At 67.8% G+C, this 20,657-nt stretch carries 26 protein-coding genes; 14 read left to right on the top strand and 12 right to left on the bottom strand.

Annotated features, from left to right (window positions below):
* The first annotated feature begins 229 nt into the window (after window positions 1-229).
* Window positions 230-727, top strand: a complete 498-nt coding sequence (locus LGY53_RS40955; RefSeq protein ID WP_225732061.1) for a hypothetical protein — start codon at window positions 230-232, stop codon at window positions 725-727.
* Between the two features lie 2 nt (window positions 728-729).
* Here LGY53_RS40955 and LGY53_RS40950 read toward each other — a convergent pair whose 3' ends face one another.
* A complete protein-coding gene (locus LGY53_RS40950; protein WP_225732060.1) occupies window positions 730-1,182 on the bottom strand; it encodes a DUF4254 domain-containing protein in 453 nt (150 codons plus the stop codon).
* 266 nt (window positions 1,183-1,448) lie between these two features.
* Complete coding sequence (locus LGY53_RS40945) at window positions 1,449-2,192, bottom strand: SDR family oxidoreductase (RefSeq protein WP_225732059.1); 744 nt, start codon at window positions 2,190-2,192, stop codon at window positions 1,449-1,451.
* 50 nt (window positions 2,193-2,242) lie between these two features.
* On the opposite strand from LGY53_RS40945, the gene LGY53_RS40940 reads away from it, so the two are divergent.
* A complete protein-coding gene (locus tag LGY53_RS40940) occupies window positions 2,243-2,569 on the top strand; it encodes a helix-turn-helix domain-containing protein (RefSeq protein ID WP_225732058.1) in 327 nt (108 codons plus the stop codon).
* A gap of 71 nt (window positions 2,570-2,640) precedes the next feature.
* Here LGY53_RS40940 and LGY53_RS43885 read toward each other — a convergent pair whose 3' ends face one another.
* On the bottom strand, window positions 2,641-2,763 hold the full coding sequence (locus LGY53_RS43885; protein ID WP_255663878.1) for a hypothetical protein: 123 nt from the start codon (window positions 2,761-2,763) through the stop codon (window positions 2,641-2,643).
* A gap of 78 nt (window positions 2,764-2,841) precedes the next feature.
* Here LGY53_RS43885 and LGY53_RS40935 point away from each other — a divergent pair, with 78 nt between their 5' ends.
* The 3 genes from LGY53_RS40935 (at window position 2,842) to LGY53_RS40925 (ending at window position 3,906) form a co-directional block, all read left to right on the top strand.
* Window positions 2,842-3,027, top strand: coding sequence for a hypothetical protein (locus tag LGY53_RS40935; protein WP_225732057.1), 186 nt, complete (start codon window positions 2,842-2,844; stop codon window positions 3,025-3,027).
* A gap of 83 nt (window positions 3,028-3,110) precedes the next feature.
* Window positions 3,111-3,293, top strand: a complete 183-nt coding sequence (locus LGY53_RS40930) for a hypothetical protein (RefSeq protein WP_225732056.1) — start codon at window positions 3,111-3,113, stop codon at window positions 3,291-3,293.
* Between the two features lie 46 nt (window positions 3,294-3,339).
* Window positions 3,340-3,906 carry a DUF6817 domain-containing protein gene (locus tag LGY53_RS40925; RefSeq protein ID WP_225732055.1) on the top strand — a complete coding sequence of 189 codons (567 nt, stop codon included), beginning with the start codon at window positions 3,340-3,342 and terminating at the stop codon, window positions 3,904-3,906.
* 6 nt (window positions 3,907-3,912) lie between these two features.
* Here LGY53_RS40925 and LGY53_RS40920 read toward each other — a convergent pair whose 3' ends face one another.
* The gene (locus tag LGY53_RS40920) at window positions 3,913-4,440 is read right to left on the bottom strand and encodes a hypothetical protein (protein WP_225732054.1); all 528 of its coding nucleotides are present in this window, start codon (window positions 4,438-4,440) and stop codon (window positions 3,913-3,915) included.
* Window positions 4,441-4,612: 172 nt separating this feature from the next.
* Here LGY53_RS40920 and LGY53_RS40915 point away from each other — a divergent pair, with 172 nt between their 5' ends.
* Window positions 4,613-5,113: a peroxynitrite isomerase gene (locus tag LGY53_RS40915; protein ID WP_225732053.1), complete on the top strand. Its 501-nt coding sequence runs from the start codon at window positions 4,613-4,615 to the stop codon at window positions 5,111-5,113.
* A 384-nt stretch (window positions 5,114-5,497) separates the two neighbouring features.
* Entirely contained in the window at window positions 5,498-5,896 is a 399-nt protein-coding gene (locus tag LGY53_RS40910) for a hypothetical protein (protein WP_225732052.1), read from the top strand.
* Window positions 5,897-5,900: 4 nt separating this feature from the next.
* On the opposite strand, the gene LGY53_RS40905 is transcribed toward LGY53_RS40910, so the two are convergent.
* The 5 genes from LGY53_RS40905 to dxr form a co-directional block, all read right to left on the bottom strand.
* Entirely contained in the window at window positions 5,901-7,700 is a 1,800-nt protein-coding gene (locus LGY53_RS40905; RefSeq protein ID WP_225732051.1) for a penicillin-binding transpeptidase domain-containing protein, read from the bottom strand.
* 72 nt (window positions 7,701-7,772) lie between these two features.
* Window positions 7,773-8,636, bottom strand: a complete 864-nt coding sequence (locus LGY53_RS40900; RefSeq protein ID WP_225732050.1) for a GNAT family N-acetyltransferase — start codon at window positions 8,634-8,636, stop codon at window positions 7,773-7,775.
* Between the two features lie 98 nt (window positions 8,637-8,734).
* Window positions 8,735-9,892: a flavodoxin-dependent (E)-4-hydroxy-3-methylbut-2-enyl-diphosphate synthase gene (gene ispG / locus LGY53_RS40895; protein WP_225732049.1), complete on the bottom strand. Its 1,158-nt coding sequence runs from the start codon at window positions 9,890-9,892 to the stop codon at window positions 8,735-8,737.
* A 148-nt stretch (window positions 9,893-10,040) separates the two neighbouring features.
* Window positions 10,041-11,246: an RIP metalloprotease gene (locus tag LGY53_RS40890; RefSeq protein ID WP_225732048.1), complete on the bottom strand. Its 1,206-nt coding sequence runs from the start codon at window positions 11,244-11,246 to the stop codon at window positions 10,041-10,043.
* 154 nt (window positions 11,247-11,400) lie between these two features.
* Window positions 11,401-12,540: a 1-deoxy-D-xylulose-5-phosphate reductoisomerase gene (dxr, locus tag LGY53_RS40885; protein ID WP_225732047.1), complete on the bottom strand. Its 1,140-nt coding sequence runs from the start codon at window positions 12,538-12,540 to the stop codon at window positions 11,401-11,403.
* A gap of 127 nt (window positions 12,541-12,667) precedes the next feature.
* On the opposite strand from dxr, the gene LGY53_RS40880 reads away from it, so the two are divergent.
* The 3 genes from LGY53_RS40880 to LGY53_RS40870 all read left to right on the top strand — a co-directional run bounded on the left by LGY53_RS40880 (window position 12,668) and on the right by LGY53_RS40870 (window position 13,791).
* The gene (locus LGY53_RS40880) at window positions 12,668-12,937 is read left to right on the top strand and encodes a DUF2631 domain-containing protein (RefSeq protein WP_167476887.1); all 270 of its coding nucleotides are present in this window, start codon (window positions 12,668-12,670) and stop codon (window positions 12,935-12,937) included.
* 143 nt (window positions 12,938-13,080) lie between these two features.
* Window positions 13,081-13,398, top strand: a complete 318-nt coding sequence (locus LGY53_RS40875; protein ID WP_225732046.1) for a hypothetical protein — start codon at window positions 13,081-13,083, stop codon at window positions 13,396-13,398.
* Window positions 13,399-13,482: 84 nt separating this feature from the next.
* Entirely contained in the window at window positions 13,483-13,791 is a 309-nt protein-coding gene (locus LGY53_RS40870) for a hypothetical protein (protein ID WP_225732045.1), read from the top strand.
* A 58-nt stretch (window positions 13,792-13,849) separates the two neighbouring features.
* On the opposite strand, the gene LGY53_RS40865 is transcribed toward LGY53_RS40870, so the two are convergent.
* Window positions 13,850-14,761: a LysR family transcriptional regulator gene (locus tag LGY53_RS40865; protein WP_225732044.1), complete on the bottom strand. Its 912-nt coding sequence runs from the start codon at window positions 14,759-14,761 to the stop codon at window positions 13,850-13,852.
* A gap of 127 nt (window positions 14,762-14,888) precedes the next feature.
* Here LGY53_RS40865 and LGY53_RS40860 point away from each other — a divergent pair, with 127 nt between their 5' ends.
* Entirely contained in the window at window positions 14,889-15,299 is a 411-nt protein-coding gene (locus LGY53_RS40860) for a DUF5997 family protein (RefSeq protein ID WP_225732043.1), read from the top strand.
* A gap of 17 nt (window positions 15,300-15,316) precedes the next feature.
* On the opposite strand, the gene LGY53_RS40855 is transcribed toward LGY53_RS40860, so the two are convergent.
* On the bottom strand, window positions 15,317-16,144 hold the full coding sequence (locus LGY53_RS40855) for a MerR family transcriptional regulator (RefSeq protein WP_225732042.1): 828 nt from the start codon (window positions 16,142-16,144) through the stop codon (window positions 15,317-15,319).
* A 126-nt stretch (window positions 16,145-16,270) separates the two neighbouring features.
* On the opposite strand from LGY53_RS40855, the gene LGY53_RS40850 reads away from it, so the two are divergent.
* The 3 genes from LGY53_RS40850 to LGY53_RS40840 all read left to right on the top strand — a co-directional run bounded on the left by LGY53_RS40850 (window position 16,271) and on the right by LGY53_RS40840 (window position 18,883).
* Window positions 16,271-16,660 (top strand): hypothetical protein, encoded by a 390-nt coding sequence (locus LGY53_RS40850; protein ID WP_225732041.1) that lies wholly within the window; start codon window positions 16,271-16,273, stop codon window positions 16,658-16,660.
* 104 nt (window positions 16,661-16,764) lie between these two features.
* On the top strand, window positions 16,765-18,294 hold the full coding sequence (locus tag LGY53_RS40845) for an MFS transporter (RefSeq protein WP_225732040.1): 1,530 nt from the start codon (window positions 16,765-16,767) through the stop codon (window positions 18,292-18,294).
* Window positions 18,275-18,883, top strand: a complete 609-nt coding sequence (locus LGY53_RS40840) for a TetR family transcriptional regulator (protein ID WP_225732039.1) — start codon at window positions 18,275-18,277, stop codon at window positions 18,881-18,883. The genes LGY53_RS40845 and LGY53_RS40840 overlap by 20 nt, the downstream gene beginning before the upstream one ends.
* 78 nt (window positions 18,884-18,961) lie before the next feature.
* Here LGY53_RS40840 and LGY53_RS40835 read toward each other — a convergent pair whose 3' ends face one another.
* Entirely contained in the window at window positions 18,962-20,650 is a 1,689-nt protein-coding gene (locus LGY53_RS40835; RefSeq protein ID WP_225732038.1) for an ABC transporter ATP-binding protein, read from the bottom strand.
* Window positions 20,651-20,657: the final 7 nt, after the last annotated feature.

Here is a 20,657-nt window from a genome sequence, read left to right as displayed (position 1 = left end):
CGGCCTTTCGATACCGCCCCAAGTGTCCGGACCACCGCTCCGAGGGTCAACGGATCCACACCTGGGTGTAAGCGCTGTTCAGACCCGGTGAAGCGGGCGGCTTCCGACCGGTCCGAAGGGGCCGCCGGATGGCCCGAATCCACTGCATCCCAGGTGATTACGCGACACTCCGGGACGGCGGCGCGCAGCCAGGTGACGGCCGCCCCGCGGATGGGTAAGGTATGCGCCGATGACCAGCATGGAAGCTCGTTTCCGTGACGCGACCCGGATCGTGCCCCTCCCCAGCCCGTGGAGCCTGAACGCGTACCTCGCTCAGGTGGCCGCGCACCGGGGTAGGTCGATCGCGATCCGGCCCGTCCCGGCGGCGGTGCTGAACGAATCCGGTTGCCGCGGCAGCGGTCTGTGGATCGCCCGCAAGCATGACGACATCATCGTGTACGACGAGGCCGCGACCGGCCGCAATGCCGACCACATCGTGCTGCACGAGGTGGGGCATATGCTGCTCGGCCACGGCCGGGCGGACACCCATCCGGTGGACCGACTGGCCCCGACGCTAGCGACCCTGCTGCCGTCCATCTCCCCGCATTCGATCGAACATGTGCTGGGGCGCAACGAATTCGGCGCGGAGTGCGAGCGGGAGGCGGAGGTGTTCGCGGATATGACGATGGTCTACGCGACGCTGCCGCGACGTAAGGTCCGCTCGTTTCGGCTGTTCGGGCGGCGTTAGCGCTACCAGGGTCCGGTGACGCCGTCGGGCAGGCGGCGGGTGCCGACGCGTAATTCCTCGACCAGATCCTGATAGGTGTCGGCGAGTTCGACCAGACGCACCCAGGCGTCGTAGAACACCGGCTCGGGCGCCTGCGCGAGCGGAACGAACGCCTGGGCGGTGAGCCGCGCTAGTCGGTCCACCAGCTGTCCGACCGTCTCGGTATGCGGCTGCGCAGCGGCGTCGGGCACGGGCGTCACCAGCGTCACCCAGCGGTCGATGGCCCGGACGAGCTGGGTGCGGCGGCGATCCAACTTGTCCATCTCGCACATCGGGGTGCGTTCGCGGATCTCGTGCAGCTGGGCCAGTTCCCCCGCGGCCTCCAGCATCGGGTGGTCGTCGTGCGGCAGCCCGCGGCACGCGGCGATCAGCAGCTCCTTGCCGGGCAGGATCATGCGCTTGTCGGGATACGTCATAGTCTTCGCTCCCCCCGGCCGGCTGCTCACCACCTGTCATCGCTCTCTGCCGCAGTATGCCACCCAGACACCGGCGTACCGACCGGATCCATCCACCTTCGATGGGGTCACCGATATGTCCTTATTTCGCCCTCCGGTTGCGGTCGGCTCGGGTTTGCGATAGCGCATCGGTCGCCGGATACCATGCAGGACAGGACATTTCGATCACCGGACCACAACCCGGATTCGGTGGAATGGTGCGGCGGGCACCCGTCTGGGGCAGCGGCTCAGGACATGGCGACGAGGTAATCGGGTCCGCCGATATAGCTGGTGTGCCCGGACTCCCCGTCCGCGGTGGTGGCCGCGACGATCGCGGCGGCGAATTCCTCGATGGTGGGCAGCGCCGCCTGGTCACGGCGCGTGGCGACCGCGTCCGGATCCCTGCGCTCCAGCAGGCGCACGATGATGGTGCCATCGATCATGTCGCCGGAGACCACCCGCAGGGTGATGCCGTGATCGGCCAGTTCCGGAATCAGCGCGCGCAGCGCGTCCTCGCCCGCCCGCTTGCTCGCCGCGATCGGTTCGTAGTCGGCCGGAACCGGTTTGCGGCCGTGGAAGTGTGCCTGGTGGCTGGTGATGAAGACGATGCGGGACCCGGATGGCATGAGCGGCAACGCCGTTCGCACCAGACGCAGCTGCGCGTCCCGGTTCAGCGCCATCGCGTAGCCGGGCGCGGCGCCGCGCTCCAACCCACCGGATGCGTTGAGTACCAGCACATCCAGGCGGCCGAATTGTTCCGCGATCGAATCCATAAGCGCCCGAACCGAATCCGGGTCGGCAATATCGGCGCCGATGGCCGAGGCGCCGCCGCCGGACGCGACGATCTCGTCGACGATCGATTCCGCGCGCTTGCGCTTCTCCCGGTAGTTGACGATCACCTGGTCGCCGCCCGCCGCGAGCTGCCGCGCCGTCTCCGCACCGATCCCGCGCGAAGCCCCGGTCACCAGCACGATCCGCCGTTCGGTCGACATAGCTCACCCTCCGCTTTGCTTCTAATTTAGAATCACTATGGTAGTTCGAAATGAGAAGTGCAAGCCGGGCAGGCGACCCCGCACATGCGCCGATGCTGGCCGCCATGGACCTACTCGGCCAGCGCTGGATGCTGCGCATCCTCTGGGAGCTGGAACCGGGCCGCCTCGGTTTCCTGGAACTGCGCCGCCGCATGGACAATTGCTCGTCGAGCATGCTGTCGGCTCGGCTGCAACGACTGCAGGCCGCGGGCGTCGTCGAAAAGCGCGCCGACAAGTCCTACGAACTCACCGTCGCCGGAAAAGACCTCGGCCGCGCCATGGAATCGCTGTGGGCCTGGTCCGAACGCTGGTCCGCGAAACTCACCGATTCCGAATAACCGCTCGGACTAGCGATTTCGCGGTCCGGCACCGGAAAATCGCGGCGTCCCCAGGCAGCCGACCTGACGGTTCACAACGCGACCGGCACCGGCGTTTCGGCGGCGACTCGGCGCGGAATGACGAGATACGAGAGCCCGAGTCCCGCCAGGCTCAACAGCGCACCGGCGGGTCCGGTCCAGCACAGTCCGTCCACCGCGACCAGCGCGTTGTCACCGTCGGCCGCATCCGCAACCTGCTTGCCGCCGGGCTGAACACCGCGACCATCGCGACAGTGCTGCCCTGCCTGCGCGAGGACGACCGCAGATTGATCCCGATCTGCGCCGATCTGGTCGCCGACCTCTGCCGGGAACGCGCTCGAATCACCGCCGCCATCACCGAGTTGCAAAGCTCCCTCGGCATGCTCGATCGGGTGATCGACGCGGCGCCGCCGGATGTCGCCGCGCGCGCCGGTGTGTGACCGATTGCTCCATCGCCCCGCAACGGAACCCGGGCCGTGCCCCGCCGGGCGGCGTTCGAATTCATCGAGTCTTCCCTAGCTCGTTGACCGAATACGAGTCCGCCGCGCAGAACGCCTGGGCGGCCTTCCATTACCGCCCCAACCCGAACGATCCGGAGGTCGAGGGACGTCACCTCACCTCGGACGGCAGTTTCCCCGACTGCCAGGACTTCCGCAGCCTGCCCGGTAATACCGTCGTCACCAGGTACACCATCGAAAACTGGTAGTGCCCCGAGTCTGGCGCATCCGGCTCCGGACAACCAGACTGGGGCCATGAGCGAATTCGGGGCGGGCGATTCGGTGCGGGTGCGCGCCGAGCGGTTTCTGAAAGAGTGTGGCGCCGAGGATATTCCACACCCGGGCGGCACACTGCTCGCCCATCTCGGCCGGGTCGCCGATGCGCTGGCGGAATGGGGCGCCACGACTGATATCCAGCTCGCCGGGCTGTGCCACGCCGTCTACGGCACCGACGGCTTCGACCGGTGGCTGCTGGACCCGGCCGACCGGCACCGGATGGTGGAGCTCATCGGCGAGCATGCGGAGGCGCTGGTGTACCTGTACGGAAGTTGTGACCGCACAACGGTTTACCCGCGGCTGACCGCGACGCCGGTACTGTTCCGGGATCGCTTCACCGGCCGGGAATTCGAACCGGATGACGCCGAACTGCGCGCCTTCCTCGAACTCACCGCGGCCAATGAGCTCGACGTGATGGCGCACAATGCCGAGCTCGCCGCGAAACACGGTGCGGCGCTGTTCGGCCTGTTCGAGCAGACGCGAAACTACCTGTCACCGCGCGCCTGGTCCGCTTGCCGCGCCCAACTCGGTTCCGCCGCTTCGTGATCGGCCCTACGGCTCGTCCGCATACCTGGCCCGCGCCCATGCGGCCTCGAACTCGTCGCGGCCGATCTCGAATTCCACCCATTCCGGGTCGTAGAGGTCGACGAGCGGCGGGTTGAACGCCCAGTCCTCGACGGTGCTGCGGATGGCGGGCCCGGCGTCCCGGTCCTCCACCTGACGCAGGCGGCGGCCGTCCGAATCGACCTCCGAATAGTAGGTGGCGGGCTCGACGCCCTCCGCGCCGTCCCAGTGCCGCTTGACATAGAGGATGGTGCGATCGGCCAACGCGCCGAAGCCGGGCAGCGCGCGCTGACGCACCCGCGCGTCGTGCAGCTCGCGCAGTTCCGCCGGGATATCCGCGCTATCGCATGCTATTTCGGTGAGCGACCAGGATTCGGCCGCCTCGACGGTATTCGGGTCCTCGACCACCTCGACCTCGGCGAAGGTCTCCCGGATGCGCCGGGCGGAATCGGCGGTGATCCACCACCACGCACAGCCCATACCGTAGTCGTGCATGACCAGAAAACGCTTCCCCATATCGCGCGAGTTTAATTGAGCGACAACGGAATACAAGAAATCGGCAACGCATACATCGGAGCGGCGGCCACCGCAAGGGTTTGGTTCGGCCGGAGTTCACCGCGACACGGCGACGGCCGAATTTCGCGAGTATCACCAACACCTCGGATAACTCGGGTTTAGGCTGTCCGCCGTGGTCGAACCCCAGCCCCCCATCGCGCCCCACCCCGCTATCGCCCCGCTGGCGCCGCTGCTCGGCACCTGGCGCGGTGACGGACAGGGCGAGTATCCGACCATCCAGCCTTTCGGATATTTGGAGGAAGTCCGGTTCGGCCACCTCGGCAGACCGTTCCTCACCTATCGGCAGCGCACCCGCGCCGCCGACGACGGACGCCCGCTGCACGCCGAAACCGGCTACCTGCGCTGCCCGAGCCCGGACCGGGTCGAGCTGATCCTGGCCCACCCCACCGGCATCACCGAAATCTGTGAAGGGCCATTGACATTCGAGGACGGCACGCTGCGAATGGAATTCGATTCGACCAGCATCGGCCGCAGCAGCACCGCGAAACTGGTCACCGCACTCGGCCGTTCGATCCGCCAAACCGGTGACACCATCGACTACACCCTGCGCATGGCCGCCGTGGGCGAACCCATGCAGCACCACCTGGCCGCCAGCCTCAAACGCGCCGACTGATCCGGATCCTCAGTCGCGCAAGCGATCCGGCCGCCACGATAGGGCCTGCCGTCGCCCTGGGCCGAGCGCAGCCGATACGGCGTGATACCCCCATGGGCCAGCGCAACCCGCGGCTACTCGCCTGTACGGGCTCGAGCCCCATTATTGATCCGAATCCCGCTGCACAAGCGACGGTTTCGCCACGGCCGTACTCGCATGTCGCACGGTATGTGATCCAGACCACCACATGGCGCGCGATGTGCCCTCGACCACTTCGGCTTGTTCGGCGCAAGCCGCCCGGTTTACCGTTCAACGGCAAGCTAATTTCCAGCAAATCTCACGGCGGGCCGTGGCACTCGAACGCCGGGATCCTCCGCCGAACCCTGAAGCAGTAGGGAGCCGGATATGAAGCGCTCAACCCTCATCCTCGCCTCCGCGGGCATGATCCTGGCCGGTGCGGCCGTCGTCCAGGTGCTCGGCGGCCCCGAGGCGAGCGCCGCCGTACCGATCCTCGACCCGCAGCACCTCCGGGTGGGCCTGTCACTGTCCAACACCGAGACCGCCATGGTCGGCGCGAGCGCCCTCACCGACGGCTTCGACGCCATCGTGCCCAGCAGCGCGGAAGGCATTGCGCTGCAACCCGACTCGCGGATACCGGCACAGGACGGCCACCTCATGGCCGGCACCGGCGCGGTGGCCGCCGAGGCCGCGAACCGCGGCGGCTACGTGAACGTCTACGCCACCTACCCGGGCAACGCCGTCACCGCGGGCTATCCGCTGCTGATCGTCCAGCACTGGAACTGAACGCTCAGTACCCCGGCGGCAGCGCGGCCAACATATCGCGGGTCACCGCGACCGCGTGATCCGAACTGCCGCCCTTGACCAGCAATGTCGCGAAGGCCAGATCGCCGCGGTAGCCGACGAACCAGGAGTGCGACCCGCCCTCCACCTCGGCCTCCCCGGTCTTACCGAAGACCTCGCCCTGATCGGCGATCCGCTCCGCGGTACCGCCGGTCACCACCAGCCGCATCATCGACCGCAGACCATCGACGATCTGCGGCGTCAGCCCCGGACGGTCACCGTCGACCGTGGTGGGGCGTCCCGCGATGAGATACGGAACCGGCGTCGACCCATGCGCGACGGTCGCCGCCATCAACGCCATACCGAACGGGCTCACCACCACCTTGCCCTGGCCGATACCGTCCTCGGTGCGCAGGGTCAGATCGTCGGCGCGCGGCACCGAGCCGCTGGCCGTCGGCAACCCGTCGATCGAATAGTTCTGCACCACACCGAATTTCGCTGCCGCTGCGGGTAGCGCGTCGGGCGGCAGCTCGCTGGCCAGCTTGGCGAAGGCGGTGTTGCACGAACGCTGATACGCCGTCGCCATCGGCACATCGCCGATGGTGAAAAGGTTGTAATTGGGAATCGTCCGCTCCCCGATGACGATCCGGCTTGGGCACGGCACCACGGTGTCCGGCATCGCCACCCCGGTGCTCATCGCCGCCGCCGCGGTCACCGTCTTGAACACCGAACCCGGCGGGTATTGCCCGATGGTGGCCACCGGACCGTCGCGGTCGGCCGCCGGATTCTGCGCGACGGCAAGGATCGCCCCGGTCGACGGGCGCAGCACCACCATCATGGCCTGGTCGTCGGGTCCGTCGACGGCCCGCTGCGCGGCGTTCTGCACATTGCGGTCGATGCTCAGCGAGAACGACGGCGCGGGCTGCGACGGCACCTCGGTGAGCACATCGGTGTCCACGCCGTCGGCGTTCAATGTGACGACGCTCCAGCCCGCCTTACCGTCGACCTCGTCGATCACCGTCTTGCGCACCTGCGCCAGCAAATCCGGGGCGAAATCCCGGTCGGTGGCGACCAGATCCCACTGCTGGGTCAGCGTCACCCCCGGCAGGCCGATGAGATCCGTTGCGGCATCGTTGTATTCGACTTCGTTGAGCAGTATGACGGTGTACCCGCCCTTGGCCGCCCGCGCGCCGTCGAGTATCGCGTCGGGGGTCAGCTTCGGATCGATACGCGTCAACCGGGCGGACAGCGCGTTGGCGACCGAGCCGGGGTCCGGCGCCTCCGCCATATCGAACGCGACGCGAGTTACCTTGCCCGGCACCAGCACATCGCTGCCGGACTGCTCGTTCACCCGGGCCCGTGGCGCCGGTTCGGTGCGCAGCGCCATGGTCTGGGTATCGCCGAGTTGCGGATGGATATCCGATGAGGACCACCGCACCACCCAGCGCCCGCCGGACTTCACCATCTGCAATTGGCCGGTGTAATTCCAGACACGATTCTTGGGCAGCTTCCAGGTGTAGGTGTAGTCGACGGTGGCCGTGTCACCGGTGACCCTGGCCGCGCCGGTATGCGCGGACAGCTGTTCGGCCTGTAGCTTGTCCCACGCCGAACGCAGTGCGGCGCTTGCCTTTTCGGGCTGGTTGGTGAGCCGGGCCGCGGTGCTCACATCGTGTCCGGCGAAGGCGGACACAAAGGCGTCCGCGGCGGGCGTCGGGCCCTGCGGGCCGCTCGCGCATCCCGCAGCGGGTACGGTCAACGCCGCGGCGGTCAGCACGACGGCGAATCTGCGTTTCGTCCGTATCGACATCGGGAGCGATGGTAATGGCCAATCGCGAGCAAACCCGGTGGGCACACCGGATCCGCTCGGCCGGAACGGCGTTCAGTCCAGCAACACCGTGGCGAAGGTGGCGATTTGCCGGAATCCGACGCGACCGTACGCGCGCCGGGCGATGGTGTTGTAATCGTTGACGTACAGGCTGGCCGTGCGGCCCGAGGCGACAACCGCATTCGCCACCGCCGCCGTGCCCGCGGTGCCGTGCCCGCGCCCGCGCCGGTCCGGATGCACCCACACCCCCTGGATCTGCCCGGTCCGCCGGGACAGCGAACCGACCTCGGCCTTGTACACCACCTCGCCGTCCTCGAAACGCGCCCAGGCCCGGCCGGATTCGATCAGGCTCGCGATCCGGCGGCGATAGCCGCGGCCGCCGTCGCCCGCGCGCGGATCGACGCCGACCTCCTCGATGAACATGGCGATGGCCGCGCAGAGGTATCGGTCCAATTCATCCGGACGCACCCGGCGGACCTCCGCGTCCGGGGTGGCCAGCGGCGGCTGCGCGAGCGCGAGCAGCGGCTGCTCGCCGCGCACCTCGCGCTCCGGACCCCACCGATGCGACAGCATCTCCCACAGCGGCAGCGCCAGCTCCTGTCTGCCGACCACCGACGAGCACACCCGCGGCCACCGCGCGGCCCGATCGGCGAAGGCGCGCAACGCATCGTGATCACCGCGCAGCGGCACCAGGTTCGCGCCGGAGAAGCACAGCGACTCCGCCGGACCACCCCGGCTCCACAGTTCCCCTTGCCCGCCACGGCCGTCCAAACCGAATTCCTGCAACCGCGCCGCGACCATGCACGAGGCCACCGGGTCGGCATCCAGGACCCGCAGTACCTGTGCCAGATCCCGGTTCGCCAGCTGACGCGCCGGTGTGTATCTGGCCCGTCGCGTCGGCTCCAGCAGACTCCGCACACGCACAGCCTGCCACGAAAAACGCAAACGTGGTAAGTGCATGACGAAAGCCACCCCGCTATCTTCTGGGACAGCGGGGCGGCGCATCGTATTTCCGGTCAGCCGACGGTGACGACGGGGTCGCCCGCGCCCGCGGCATCGCCCATTTCCTCGGCGATCCGCATGGCCTCCTCGATCAGCGTCTCCACGATCTGATGTTCCGGCACGGTCTTGATGACCTGCCCCTTGACGAAGATCTGGCCCTTGCCGTTGCCGGAGGCCACACCGAGGTCCGCCTCGCGCGCCTCACCGGGACCGTTCACCACGCAGCCCATCACGGCGACCCGCAGCGGAACCTCCATACCCTCCAGGCCCGCGGACACCTCGTTCGCCAGGGTGTACACGTCGACCTGTGCGCGACCACACGACGGGCAGGACACGATCTCCAGCTTGCGCGGCCGCAGGTTCAGCGACTGCAGGATCTGCCCGCCCACCTTCACCTCTTCGGCGGGCGGCGCGGACAGCGACACCCGGATGGTGTCGCCGATGCCCTCGGACAGCAGCGCACCGAACGCCACCGCAGATTTGATCGTGCCCTGGAATGCGGGCCCGGCCTCGGTGACGCCGAGATGCAGCGGGTAATCGCAGCTCGCGGCCAACTGCCGGTATGCCTCGACCATCACCACCGGATCGTTGTGTTTGACCGAGATCTTGATATCGCCGAAGCCGTGCTCCTCGAACAGGCTCGCCTCCCACAGCGCCGATTCGACCAGCGCCTCGGGGGTCGCCTTGCCGTACTTCTCCAGCATCCGCTTGTCCAGCGAACCGGCGTTCACCCCGATCCGGATCGGAATGCCCGCCGCCCCAGCCGCTTTCGCGACCTCCTTGACGCGGCCGTCGAATTCCTTGATGTTGCCCGGATTCACCCGCACCGCCGCGCAACCCGCGTCGATCGCGGCGAAGATGTAGCGGGGCTGGAAGTGGATGTCGGCGATCACCGGAATCTGCGATTTCTTCGCGATGGTCGCCAGCGCGTCGGCGTCCTCCTGTCGCGGACAGGCGACGCGCACGATGTCACAGCCGGATGCGGTGAGCTCCGCGATCTGCTGCAGCGTGGCGTTCACGTCATGGGTCTTGGTGGTGGTCATCGACTGCACGGAGATCGGGTGCTCACTGCCGACCCCGACATTGCCCACCATCAGCTGGCGGGTCTTGCGCCGGGGCGCCAGAACGGCCGCGGGTGCGGTCGGCATCCCCAATCCGATTGTGCTGGTCACGTTCGGCTGCCTACTTTCCTACGTTTTTCGAGTGGGGCCGTTCGCCTACCGAGCTTAACCGCGTGCGGCAGGGGGCCACCTTGTGACGGCCATGACAGCGGGGCGGCAGTCAACTGTCCGCGACTGCCCGGGTCAGACTACCCGCGACCTATGGGAAAAGCTGGATCGGATTGACGATATCGGCGACCAAGGTCAATACCATGTACGCGCCGCCGATCACCACGAAGACATACGTCACCGGCAGCAACTTCAGATAGTCGACCGGGCTGCCCGGTTGCAGTCCGCGCCAGCCGCGAATCGAGTTGCGCACCTTCTCGTAGAGCACCACCGCGATGTGGCCGCCGTCCAGCGGCAGCAGCGGCAGGATATTGAACGCGCCGAGGAAGAAGTTCAGGCTGGCCAGCACCAGGATGAACAGATTCCACTTGCCGTGATCGGCCGTCTCGCCGCCGATCTTGCTCGCGCCGTAGACGCTGACCGGTGTCTCCGCATCGCGCTCACCGCCGGTGACCGCCGTGATCAGCGCCGAAACCTTGGACGGCAGCTGCGCCAGCGATTCGACGGTGCGCGCCGCCATCTGGCCCGTATAGGCGCCTGCGGCCGGAATCGCCGCCAGCACATTGTATTTCAGCGGCTCGTAGTATTCCTGGCCGACGCCGACGGCGCTCACCTCGCGGGCCGGGCCGTTCTTGTCCGCGTAGCGGGCGACCCGCTGCGGGGTGACCTGGATGTCCAGCGTCTTGCCGTCACGGTCGACGGTGTAGCTGAACGGGCCGGTCTGCTTCTGGGTCTCGGCCTGGAATTCCTTCCAGGTGCTCACCTTCACACCGGCGACGGCGTGCACGACATCGCCGCGCCGCAGACCCGCCTGTTGAGCCGGGCCGGGGCCGGTGCACGGCAGCAGCTCGAGGTTCGCCGGGTTCTGGTCTGCGGTGCAGTTCATCGCGCCGATGGTGGTGGCGGGCGGTTGATCGAAGCGCGGCAGCCCCCAACCGACGGCGAGCACGACGATCAGCACATAACCGAGCACGAAGTTCATCGCGATGCCGCCGACCATGACGACCAGGCGCTTCCAGGTGGCCTGCCGGTACATGGCCCGGTCCAGATCCTCCGGGTCCAGTTCGTCGAGCGCGGTCATGCCCGCGATATCGCAGAATCCGCCGAACGGCAGCGCCTTGATGCCGTACTCGGTCTCCCCGCGCCGGAACGACCAGATCCGCGGCCCGAAACCGATGAAGTAGCGCCTGACCTTCATACCCGTCGCCTGGGCCGCCCACATGTGCCCGCATTCGTGCAGCGCGATCGATAACGTGATCCCGAGGGCGAACAACACGAACCCCAACGCGAACACCATTAGCTCTACAGCCCTCCTGCTGTTTCCGACCCGCGACAGCACACGCGCGTCCGGTACGGCCGCGGGCGCCTCGACCACAGTAACCGGACCCGGATCGACGCCGCGCCTTCAGTCTGACAGGCGATGGTCGTGCCGCGCGTCCGGTCCCCGGCGATCAGGCAGCGACACACTGTCTGGCGAATTCGCGCGCCCACGCGTCGGCGGCGAGCACCTCGTCGAGCGATTCGGGTTCGGCCCGCCACCGGTCGGCGGCGTCCACCGCCGCGGCGATGGTGCGGACGATATCCGGGAAGCGAATCGCGCCGTCCAGGAATGCCTGCACCGCGATCTCGTTCGCGGCGTTGTAGACCGCGGTCACGCTGCCGCCGGCCTGCCCGGCCCGGCGCGCCAGTTCGACCGCCGGGAACACCGCATTGTCCAGCGGTTCGAATTCCCAGGTGGACGCGGTGCCGAAATCGCAGGCGGCGGCCGCGCCGGGCACCCGGTCCGGCCAGCCGAGGGCCAGCGCGATCGGCAGCCGCATATCCGGCGGGCTGGCCTGGGCCAGGGTGGAACCATCGGTGAAGGTGACCATCGAGTGCACGATCGACTGCGGGTGCACGGTGACATCGATGCGGTCGTACGGAATGCCGAACAGCAGATGCGTCTCGATCAGCTCCAGCCCCTTGTTCACCAGGGATGCCGAATTCAGCGTATTCATCAGGCCCATCGACCAGGTCGGATGCGCCTTGGCCTCGGCCGGGTTCACCGATTCCAGCATTTCGGTGGTCCAGCCGCGGAACGGGCCGCCCGAGGCGGTGAGCACCAGGCGCGCCACCTCGTCGGCGCGGCCGCCACGCAGGCATTGTGCCAACGCGGAATGTTCCGAATCCACCGGGACGATCTGGCCGGGCGCGGCCGCGCGGGTCACCAGCGAACCACCGGCCACCAGAGATTCCTTGTTGGCCAAGGCGAGTCGGGTGCCCGACCGCAGGGTCGCCAGGGTCGGTTCCAGGCCGAGCGAACCGACCAGCGCGTTCAGCACGACATCGGCCTCGGTGCGGTGGACCAGCTCGGTGACCGCGCCGGGACCGCTCAGCGCGACGCCGAGCCGGGCGCCCGCGGCCGGGTCGGCGACCGCGACGTTGCGCACCCCGGTGGCCGCCATCTGGGCGGCGAGCAGTTCGGTATTGCCGCCGCGCGCGGCCAAGCCGACCACGCGGAACCGGTCGGGGTTGGCGGCGATCACGTCGAGCGCTTGGGTACCGATGGAACCGGTGCTGCCCAGCAGCAGGACTCTCACGATGTCGGACACCCGCTCATTGTGGCCGACGCGGAAACCCCCGCAGACCGCCCCTGCTGGCTACGACGGACGGTCGTATGCCACGATTGATCTCAACCGGCGCCTGGCGCCCGAAACCGACAAGACCTAAGGAGCGATCGTGGCCTCCACGGATATCGAACCCGCCAACAACGAGCGCGCGGTCGTCACCCACGTGGATACCGCCGAGGTGCCCTCCGCCGAATGGGGTTGGAGCGGCGAATCCCGCCGGACCTTCCGCACCGCCGGCTGGATCGTCGCGATCATCCTGCTGTGCATGCTGATCGGTAACCAGAAGGGCCACGTCGAGGATATCTACCTCGTCGGCATCGCGGCCGCCATCGCGGTCGTCCTGATCCGCGACTCGATCCTGCGCCGCAAGCCCCGCTAACTCAGCGCAAACCAGAACCCAACGACCGGAACCGCTTTCCCGCGCCACGGCGCGAAAACGGTTCCGGTCGTGTGTTTTCCGGGCGCGGGCTGCAGTAATGTGCTGCGCGGCAAGACCACACCACATCAGCTGTGAGGGGATACATGCGCAAGTCTTTGTCCGCAGCGTTACTGACCGCCACCGCCGTCGGCACCCTGGCCTCGTTGCCCGCCGTACCGGCCCAAGCGCAGTCGGCCGCATGCGGCCAGGCCATCGACGCGATCAATGCCGCCGTCGCTGCCGCGAGCGGCAACCTGACCCCGGATATCGGTAAGGCGCTATCGATCAAACTGCTCGCCATTGATGCCAGCGGTGGCGACCGGGATGCGATAGCCGCATACGCGAAGGCCCTCACCGACGAGGACGCCAGCGCCGATATGACCGCGGCGACCAACGCGTTCAACGCCGCCTGCGCGGGCTGAGCCACAACCGGAACCCGTTCGGATCCAAGCTTTTCCGGTCGCCACACGCGCGCCCGTCACCCGACACCACCGCAGAGGGAATTCATGCGTAAATTTCTGTCCGCCGCGCTGCCCGCCATCGCCGCGGGCGCGCTGCTGACGCTACCGGCCGCTCCGGCGCAGGCGCAGACCGCCGCATGTGAGATGGCCAGCGAGGTGATCCGCTCGGCCTTCATCGCCGCGCCGGACCACCGGCTCGATCGCGACGCCCAGCGGGCGCTCACCACCAAACTGCAATCCATCTTCGCGCGGGATGCCGAGCGGGATGCGATCGATGCGTTCGTTCAGGCGGTGAACGGCGGCGACGATCTGGATCAGGCGTACGCGACGTTCACCGGCACCTGCAAGGCCTGAATCGGCCGGGCCCGCTGCCGAATTCGGTATTCGGCGGCGGGCCTTGGTATTTCGGATGTCATCGGCCGCGGCGGCGCGGCTGTCCCTTCGCCGGTGTGCGCTTGGCCGGCGCCTTCCTTTTCGGCTCGGCCTGCTTCTTCGTAACAGGTTGCGGTGCTGTGTTTTTCGAGCGTGAGCTGCGCTCCGAGCGGCCGCGCACGACGCCGATGAAATCCTCCACCTGCTCGGTGGTGCGGTCGGTGAGCCAGGCCAGCGCGACCTCGGTGCCGGGCAGATCGGTGACGGTGCGGTAGATCAGGTCGCGGCGGTGGTGCAGGCGGGCGATCGAATGCGGGACGATCGCGAAACCGCCTACGGCAGCGACTATTTCGAGGGTTCCGGCGGCCGCGTCGACGGTTTCGACATCCTGGCGGGTCTCATCGGACAGATCGGCCAGCGCGATCTCGTCGAACAAGGAGATCGGATGATCCTTCTGGACCACCGCGACCGGCAGCTCGTGATAGAGCGGGATCGCGCTCAGGCCCGCACGGTCGATCGGCAGCCGGACGAAGCACATGTCGACACGGCCTTCGCGCAGCGCCCGCTCCTGGTCCGCCGCGGCGAGCTGGATCAGCTCCAGCGGGATGTCCGGGTAGCGCTCGGCCCAGATCCGGCTCCACTTCGCGACGGTGACGCCGGGCACATACCCGATCCGCAGCGTGACCGCCTCCGGCTCCGACTCTTCCGCCGCTCGGGCGATGAATTCCTTTGCCTCACCGAGCAATTCGCGTCCATCATCGGTGAGTCGAGTGGGTTGGGCGCCCGGCACGAACAGCTTCGTACCCAGCTCGTTCTCCAGTTCGATGACGGTGTTGCTCAACCGCTGCCGCGAGATACGCAGCGCCTTCGCCGCCCGCGCGAAATGCAGTTCCTCCGCGACGGCGACGAACCAGCGCAGGCGCGTCACCTCGATCGACTCCAACCGGCTCATTCATCGAAGCGTATTGCACGGAATGTGCCGGGCCGCTCAGGCACCGGTCCCGACCAAGTGACAACGGTCAATCTAGATGGCCACGGCCGTGCGCGGCAGTGCAGACGGCGCCCACTAGGATGTTGCGGTGACCGTGGAGAAGAAACCGCAGACCATGAAGCCGTTGACGGCGGCGAACAAGCTCGGCATCTATCTTCCGGCGGCGCCCGCGGAATTCCGGAACGCGCCGATCACCCGCGCTCAACTCGACGAGTTGCGGACCAATCCGCCCGAATGGCTGCGCGAGCTGCGGCGCACCGGGCCGTTTCCGCGCGATATCGTCGCGCGCAAACTCGGCGTATCCAATAGCGGCCTGGCCCGCGCCCAGGTGTCCGATGCGCTGACCGCCGACGAGATCGCCGCCCTCCTCGCCGACCCGCCGGAGTGGCTCATCCGGGAACGCGAAAGCTACGCGGCGGTGCTGAAGAAAAACGAGCGCGTCAAGGAGAAGGCCACCGAGCGCCGAACCACCACCAACCGCCCGGCCAAGGGTTACTGACACCGGTCGCGCCGATTTCACCGCCCGGCGGCGGTGCGGAAAATGGGCCAGCACACCTCGGTGCGCCATTGCGCCACGTCGTGGGTATCGCGTTGGCCGACAAGGTAATACTCGCGGATAGGGCCGTCGACGGCGAGGGCGTGCCGGGCCACATAGTCGGCGAGGCTGCCGTAGGCGCGGTCCACCTCGGCCGGGTCGCCTCGATGGGTGATGACGGCGAGTTCGGCCGCGGGCACGGTCAGCGCGGTGACCCGGCCCATCGGACGGATTCGGGCCGAGCACGGGACGAAGATGGTGACCTGGCCGCAGTGATGGGTGAAGACCTCGTCGGCGAAGATGCCACCCGCCGGGCCGTCGACCGAAAGTCGTTGTGCGGCAATGGTCGCGTACAGCTCGCCGAGCGCGCCCTGTAACCAGGTCGCGGAGTCCTCGGCGTCGATCACCTCGACGATGGCGGCGGCCTCGGCCCGCGGCTGACTGCGTAGCTCGATGCCCTCCGCCGCGGGTGCGGCCGGTTCGAGCAGGTCGCGCAGCGAGTCGACGGCGCGGCGGGTGCGGTCCAGTTCGTCCTCCAGCCGGGCCAGATGTTTGGTGATCAACTCGTTGCGGGTGGGCAGGTCCGGGGCGGCGAGCACGGCCTGGACGTCTTCCAATGGCATATCGAGGTCGCGGAACCGGCGGATGACCCGCGCCGTCGGCAACTGGTCGGTGGTGTAGCGCCGGTAGCCGGTGTGCGGATCGACATCCGCGGGTTCGAGCAACCCGATCTGGTGATAGTGCCGCAGCGTTTTGACCGTCAGATGGGTCGCGCGGGAGAAATCCCCGATGGACAGATACGCGATCATGCCCACATTCTGCTGGCTCCCCCTACGGGAGAGTTCGGTGCGGTATCGGCATTGACTCTGCGGTGACGGCACCGCCGAACCTTTCTCCAGCGGCCGAAAACGGCCGAGTCAGAAAGGAATCCCATCATGACCGAGACCGCACTCGATATCGACCGCATCGTCGCCCGCTATGTCGAGGTGTGGAACGAGCCCGATGCGGGCGCCCGTCGCGCGCTGGTCGAGCAGTTGTGGACGCCCGACGGTGTCGAATTCGTCGACGGCGGCGTCCAATTCCGCGGTTACGCCGAGCTCACGAACCGGGTCACGGAGGCCTATCTGCAGTTCGTCGCCACCGGTGATTTCACCGTCGTGGGTGCGGGCGACGTCACGGTGCACGACGACATCGTGACGTTCACATCGCAGCTGGTCGCCGACGGGGACGCCGCATGGGCCGCCCGCGTCTTTCTGCTGCTCGACGAGGACGGCCGCATCCGGGAGGACTACCACCTCACCGTGCTGCCGCTGCCGCCCGCGTAGGTCGCGACAGTCACACTTCCGCACCCAGCCGCTCCGGGTCTATGCTCCAAAAATCGGAGTTCACTCCGATTAGAAGTTAGACACTCACAAGGGAGTTGAGTTTCATGTCTGACCTCGGAGCGCGCCGGTGGTGGGCCGTCGGCGCACTCGTACTCGCCTCGCTCGTCATCGGATTCGACGTGACGATCCTGAACCTGGCCCTACCGGCCATGGCCGAGGATCTGCACGCGACCACCACCGACCTGCAGTGGTTCATCACCGCGTACACGCTGGTCTTCGCGGCGGGCATGATCCCGTCCGGCATGCTCGGCGACCGCTTCGGGCGCAAACGCGTGCTGCTCACCGCGCTGGTGATCTTCGGCGCGGCATCGATCGCCGCCGCGTACTCCGATTCACCCGGCACGTTCATCGCCTCCCGGGTGCTGCTCGGACTCGGCGCGGCGGCGCTGATGCCGACCATCCTGGCGCTGCTGCCGGTGATGTTCGCGGAGGAGGAACGGCGGAAGGCGATCGGCGCCGTCGCGGGCGCGGCGATGCTGGCCTTCCCGATCGGGCCGATCCTCGGTGGGCTGCTGCTGGACCACTTCTGGTGGGGCTCGGTATTTCTCATCAATGTGCCGGTGGTGATCCTCGCGCTGCTCGCCGTCGCCATGTGGCTGCCGGAATCGCGCTCGCGGACGGCGAAGCGCATCGATTACCTCGGCATCGCGCTGTCCAGCGGCGCGCTCGCCGCGCTGACCTACGGCGTCATCCAGGCGGGCGAAAGTGGTTGGGGCGCAACCAAAACGTACTGGCCGCTGATCGGCGGCGCGGCGGCGCTGGCGCTATTCGTGCTGTGGGAGAACCGGATCGATGATCCCATCGTCGATCTTTCGCTGTTCCGCACCGGAGGTTTCAGCGCGGGCACCGTCCTGGGCACCGTGGTGAACTTCACCATGTTCGGCGTGCTGTTCGCGATGCCGCAGTACTACCAGGCGATCCTCGGCACCGACGCGATGGGCAGCGGGCTGCGACTGCTGCCCATGGTGATCGGCATGCTTTCCGGGCTGTCGAGTGCGGAGAAGTCGGCCGCGGCGATCGGCCAGAAGGCCGCGGTCGGCCTCGGCTTCGCGCTGCTGGCCGGTGGGCTCTGCGTCGGCACGCTGATGGATGTGCACAGCGGCACCGGATTCGCCGCGATCTGGACCGCCGTCTACGGTCTCGGTCTCGGCCTCGGCCTACCGACCGCGATGAACGCGGCGCTCGGCGCACTCTCGGCGAATAACGCGGGCGTCGGGTCCGGCGTCAACCAGTCCATCAGGACCATCGGCGGCAGCTTCGGCGCCGCTGTACTCGGCTCGCTGCTCAACTCCGCCTACCGCGACCGGCTCGATCTGGCCGGTGTACCGGATGCGGCGGCACATGCGGTGCGGGAGAGCGTATTCGGCGGGCTGTCGGTGGCCAGGGCGATCAATTCGCCTGCGCTCGCCGATGCGGTGAGCTCGGCGTTCGTGCACGGGCTGAGCACGATCCTGCTGGTCTCCGGTGGGCTCGGCATCCTCGGCGCCGCACTTGCCGTGCTGTTGCTGCCGCGCCGGGTTGGTCCGGCGCCGGACCGGATCGCACAATCGGAGCATGAGCAGCCAGCCGTCTGACGACATGCCCCCGGCCCAGGGTCTGCGGGAACGCAAGAAGGCGCGGACCAAGGCCGCGATCCAGCGGGAGGCGGTGCGACTGTTCCGCGAACAGGGTTACGGCGCGACAACCGTCGAACAGGTCGCGGCCGCGGCCGAGGTCGCGCCCAGCACCGTCTTCCGCTACTTCCCGACGAAACAGGATCTGGTCATCGACAGCGACTACGACCACGTCTTCGAGGTGATGATGCGTGGCCAGTCGCCCGACCTCGCGCCGAATCAGGCCGAGCACAAGGCGATTCATGACATACTCGCCGAAATGACCGACGAGGAGCTCGCGGTGCAACGCGACCGGCTCGTCCTCATCCTCTCGGTGCCCGAACTGTGGGGCGCCAGCCTCGGCAGCATCCGGAAATCCATGGCCGTCATAGCGGAACAGGCCGCGAAGCGACGCGGCGGCGACCCCGCCGACCCACGCATCCGCGCCTACAGCGGCGCCGCCTTCGGCATCATGCTGATGGTCGGCCTCGACTGGACCGAGAACCCGGAGATGGACTTCGCCTCCGCATTGGAACAGGCCCTCACCCACCTGCCCGAACTCGAACCCTGACCGGCGAACAGCGGGTGGTCGATCCCGCTGCGGCGGCCGAGCTGGCACCTCGCCGGGGTGAACCGGCGAGGTGATCCGTCAAACCAGAACGCCGACACCGGGAATCGCGTCGAGCAGCTGCTTGGTGTAGCTGTCCGCCGGATCGTTCAGCACGGTGTCGACCGGGCCCTGTTCGACGACCCGTCCTTCGCGCATGACCAGGACCTCGTGCGCCAGCGCGCGCACGACGGCGAGGTCGTGCGAGATGAACAGGTAGCTCAACCCGAGCCGATCCTGCAGCGAGGACAGCAAGGCCAGAATCTGTTCCTGCACAAGAACATCCAGCGCCGAGACCGGTTCGTCGCAGACCACCAGGCGCGGCTCCACCGCCAGCGCTCGCGCGATCGCGACGCGCTGGCGCTGACCGCCGGACAGCTCGTTCGGATACCGGTGCGCCAACGCCGCCGAGAGCGCGACCTGATCCAGCAGTTCGGCGACCCGCTTGCGACGGCTGTCCCGATCGCCGACACCGAAGGCGCGCAACGGTTCCGCGATCAACCGCTCGACGGTCCACATGGGATCCAGCGAGGCGTACGGATCCTGGAACACCGGCTGCATGGCCCGCCGCGCCGCCCGCAGCCGATCACCGGTCAGCCCGATCACCTCGGTGCCGTCCAGCAGGATCGTGCCGGAGGTGGCGGGCACCAGCCCGAGAATCATTCGGGCCGTTGTGGTTTTGCCGGAACCGGATTCGCCGACGATCGCGGTGGTGCGGCCGCGGCCGATGGTGAACGTGACATCGTCCACCGCGCGCAGCACCCCGCCGCGGCCCCGGATCCGGTACTCCTTGGTCACATTCGTGACTTCCAGGATCGGCGTGGACTTCTCGGCAGGCTGTGCCTTCTTGGGACCGGCCTTGCGCCCGGACTTCTTCTTGCCGTTGCCCGCCTGCTGCTTCGCGGTGCCGGAATCCGCTGCGGCGTCATTCGATTCGGCCCGGCGGCCCGGTCCCGAATGCGCGGGCGCGGCGGCCACCAATCGCTTGGTGTACTCCTCCTGCGGATCGGTGAGCACCGCGCGCGCCGGACCGGTTTCCACGACGCGGCCGTCCGACATCACCACCACCCGGTCCGCCCGTTCGGCGGCGAGGCCGAGATCGTGCGTCACCAGCAGCAGTGCGGTGCCGAGCTCCTTCGTCAACTCCTCGAGATGGTCGAGGATCTGCCGCTGCACGGTCACGTCGAGTGCCGAGGTGGGCTCGTCGGCGATGAGCAGGTCTGGGCGGCAGGCCAATCCGATGGCGATCAGCACGCGCTGGCGCATGCCGCCGGAGAATTCGTGCGGATACTGTTTGGCCCGCCGCGCCGGATCCGGCAGCCCGGCCTGGCCGAGCAGTTCGATGGTCCGGGCCTTCGCCGTGCGGCGATCGCAAACTCGGTGGGCCAGAAGGGTTTCCGACACCTGCGTGCCGACCCGCGACACCGGGTTCAGGTTCGACATCGGATCCTGTGGCACCAAACCGATTTCCCGGCCGCGCAGCTGACGCAGCCGCTTCTCCCCGACCGTGGTGATGTCCTCGCCGCGCCAGCGCACGCAACCGCCGGTGATTCGGCCCGATCCGGGCAGCAGGCCCATGATGGCATGCGCCATGGTCGATTTCCCGGATCCGGAGGCGCCGACCACCGCGACCCGCTCGCCCGGCGCGATCACCAGATCGGCGCCGCGCACGGCCGAGACATTGCCGAAGGACACCTGAAGATCGCGGATCTCCAAAAGAGGCTCACTCATGACCGAA

This window comes from Nocardia sp. JCM 34519.1, from assembly GCF_020361265.1.
GTDB classification, from domain to species: domain Bacteria; phylum Actinomycetota; class Actinomycetes; order Mycobacteriales; family Mycobacteriaceae; genus Nocardia; species Nocardia arthritidis_A.
Note: the sequence above shows the minus strand (reverse complement) of the source record. Positions and strands in the feature narration are given on the sequence as shown.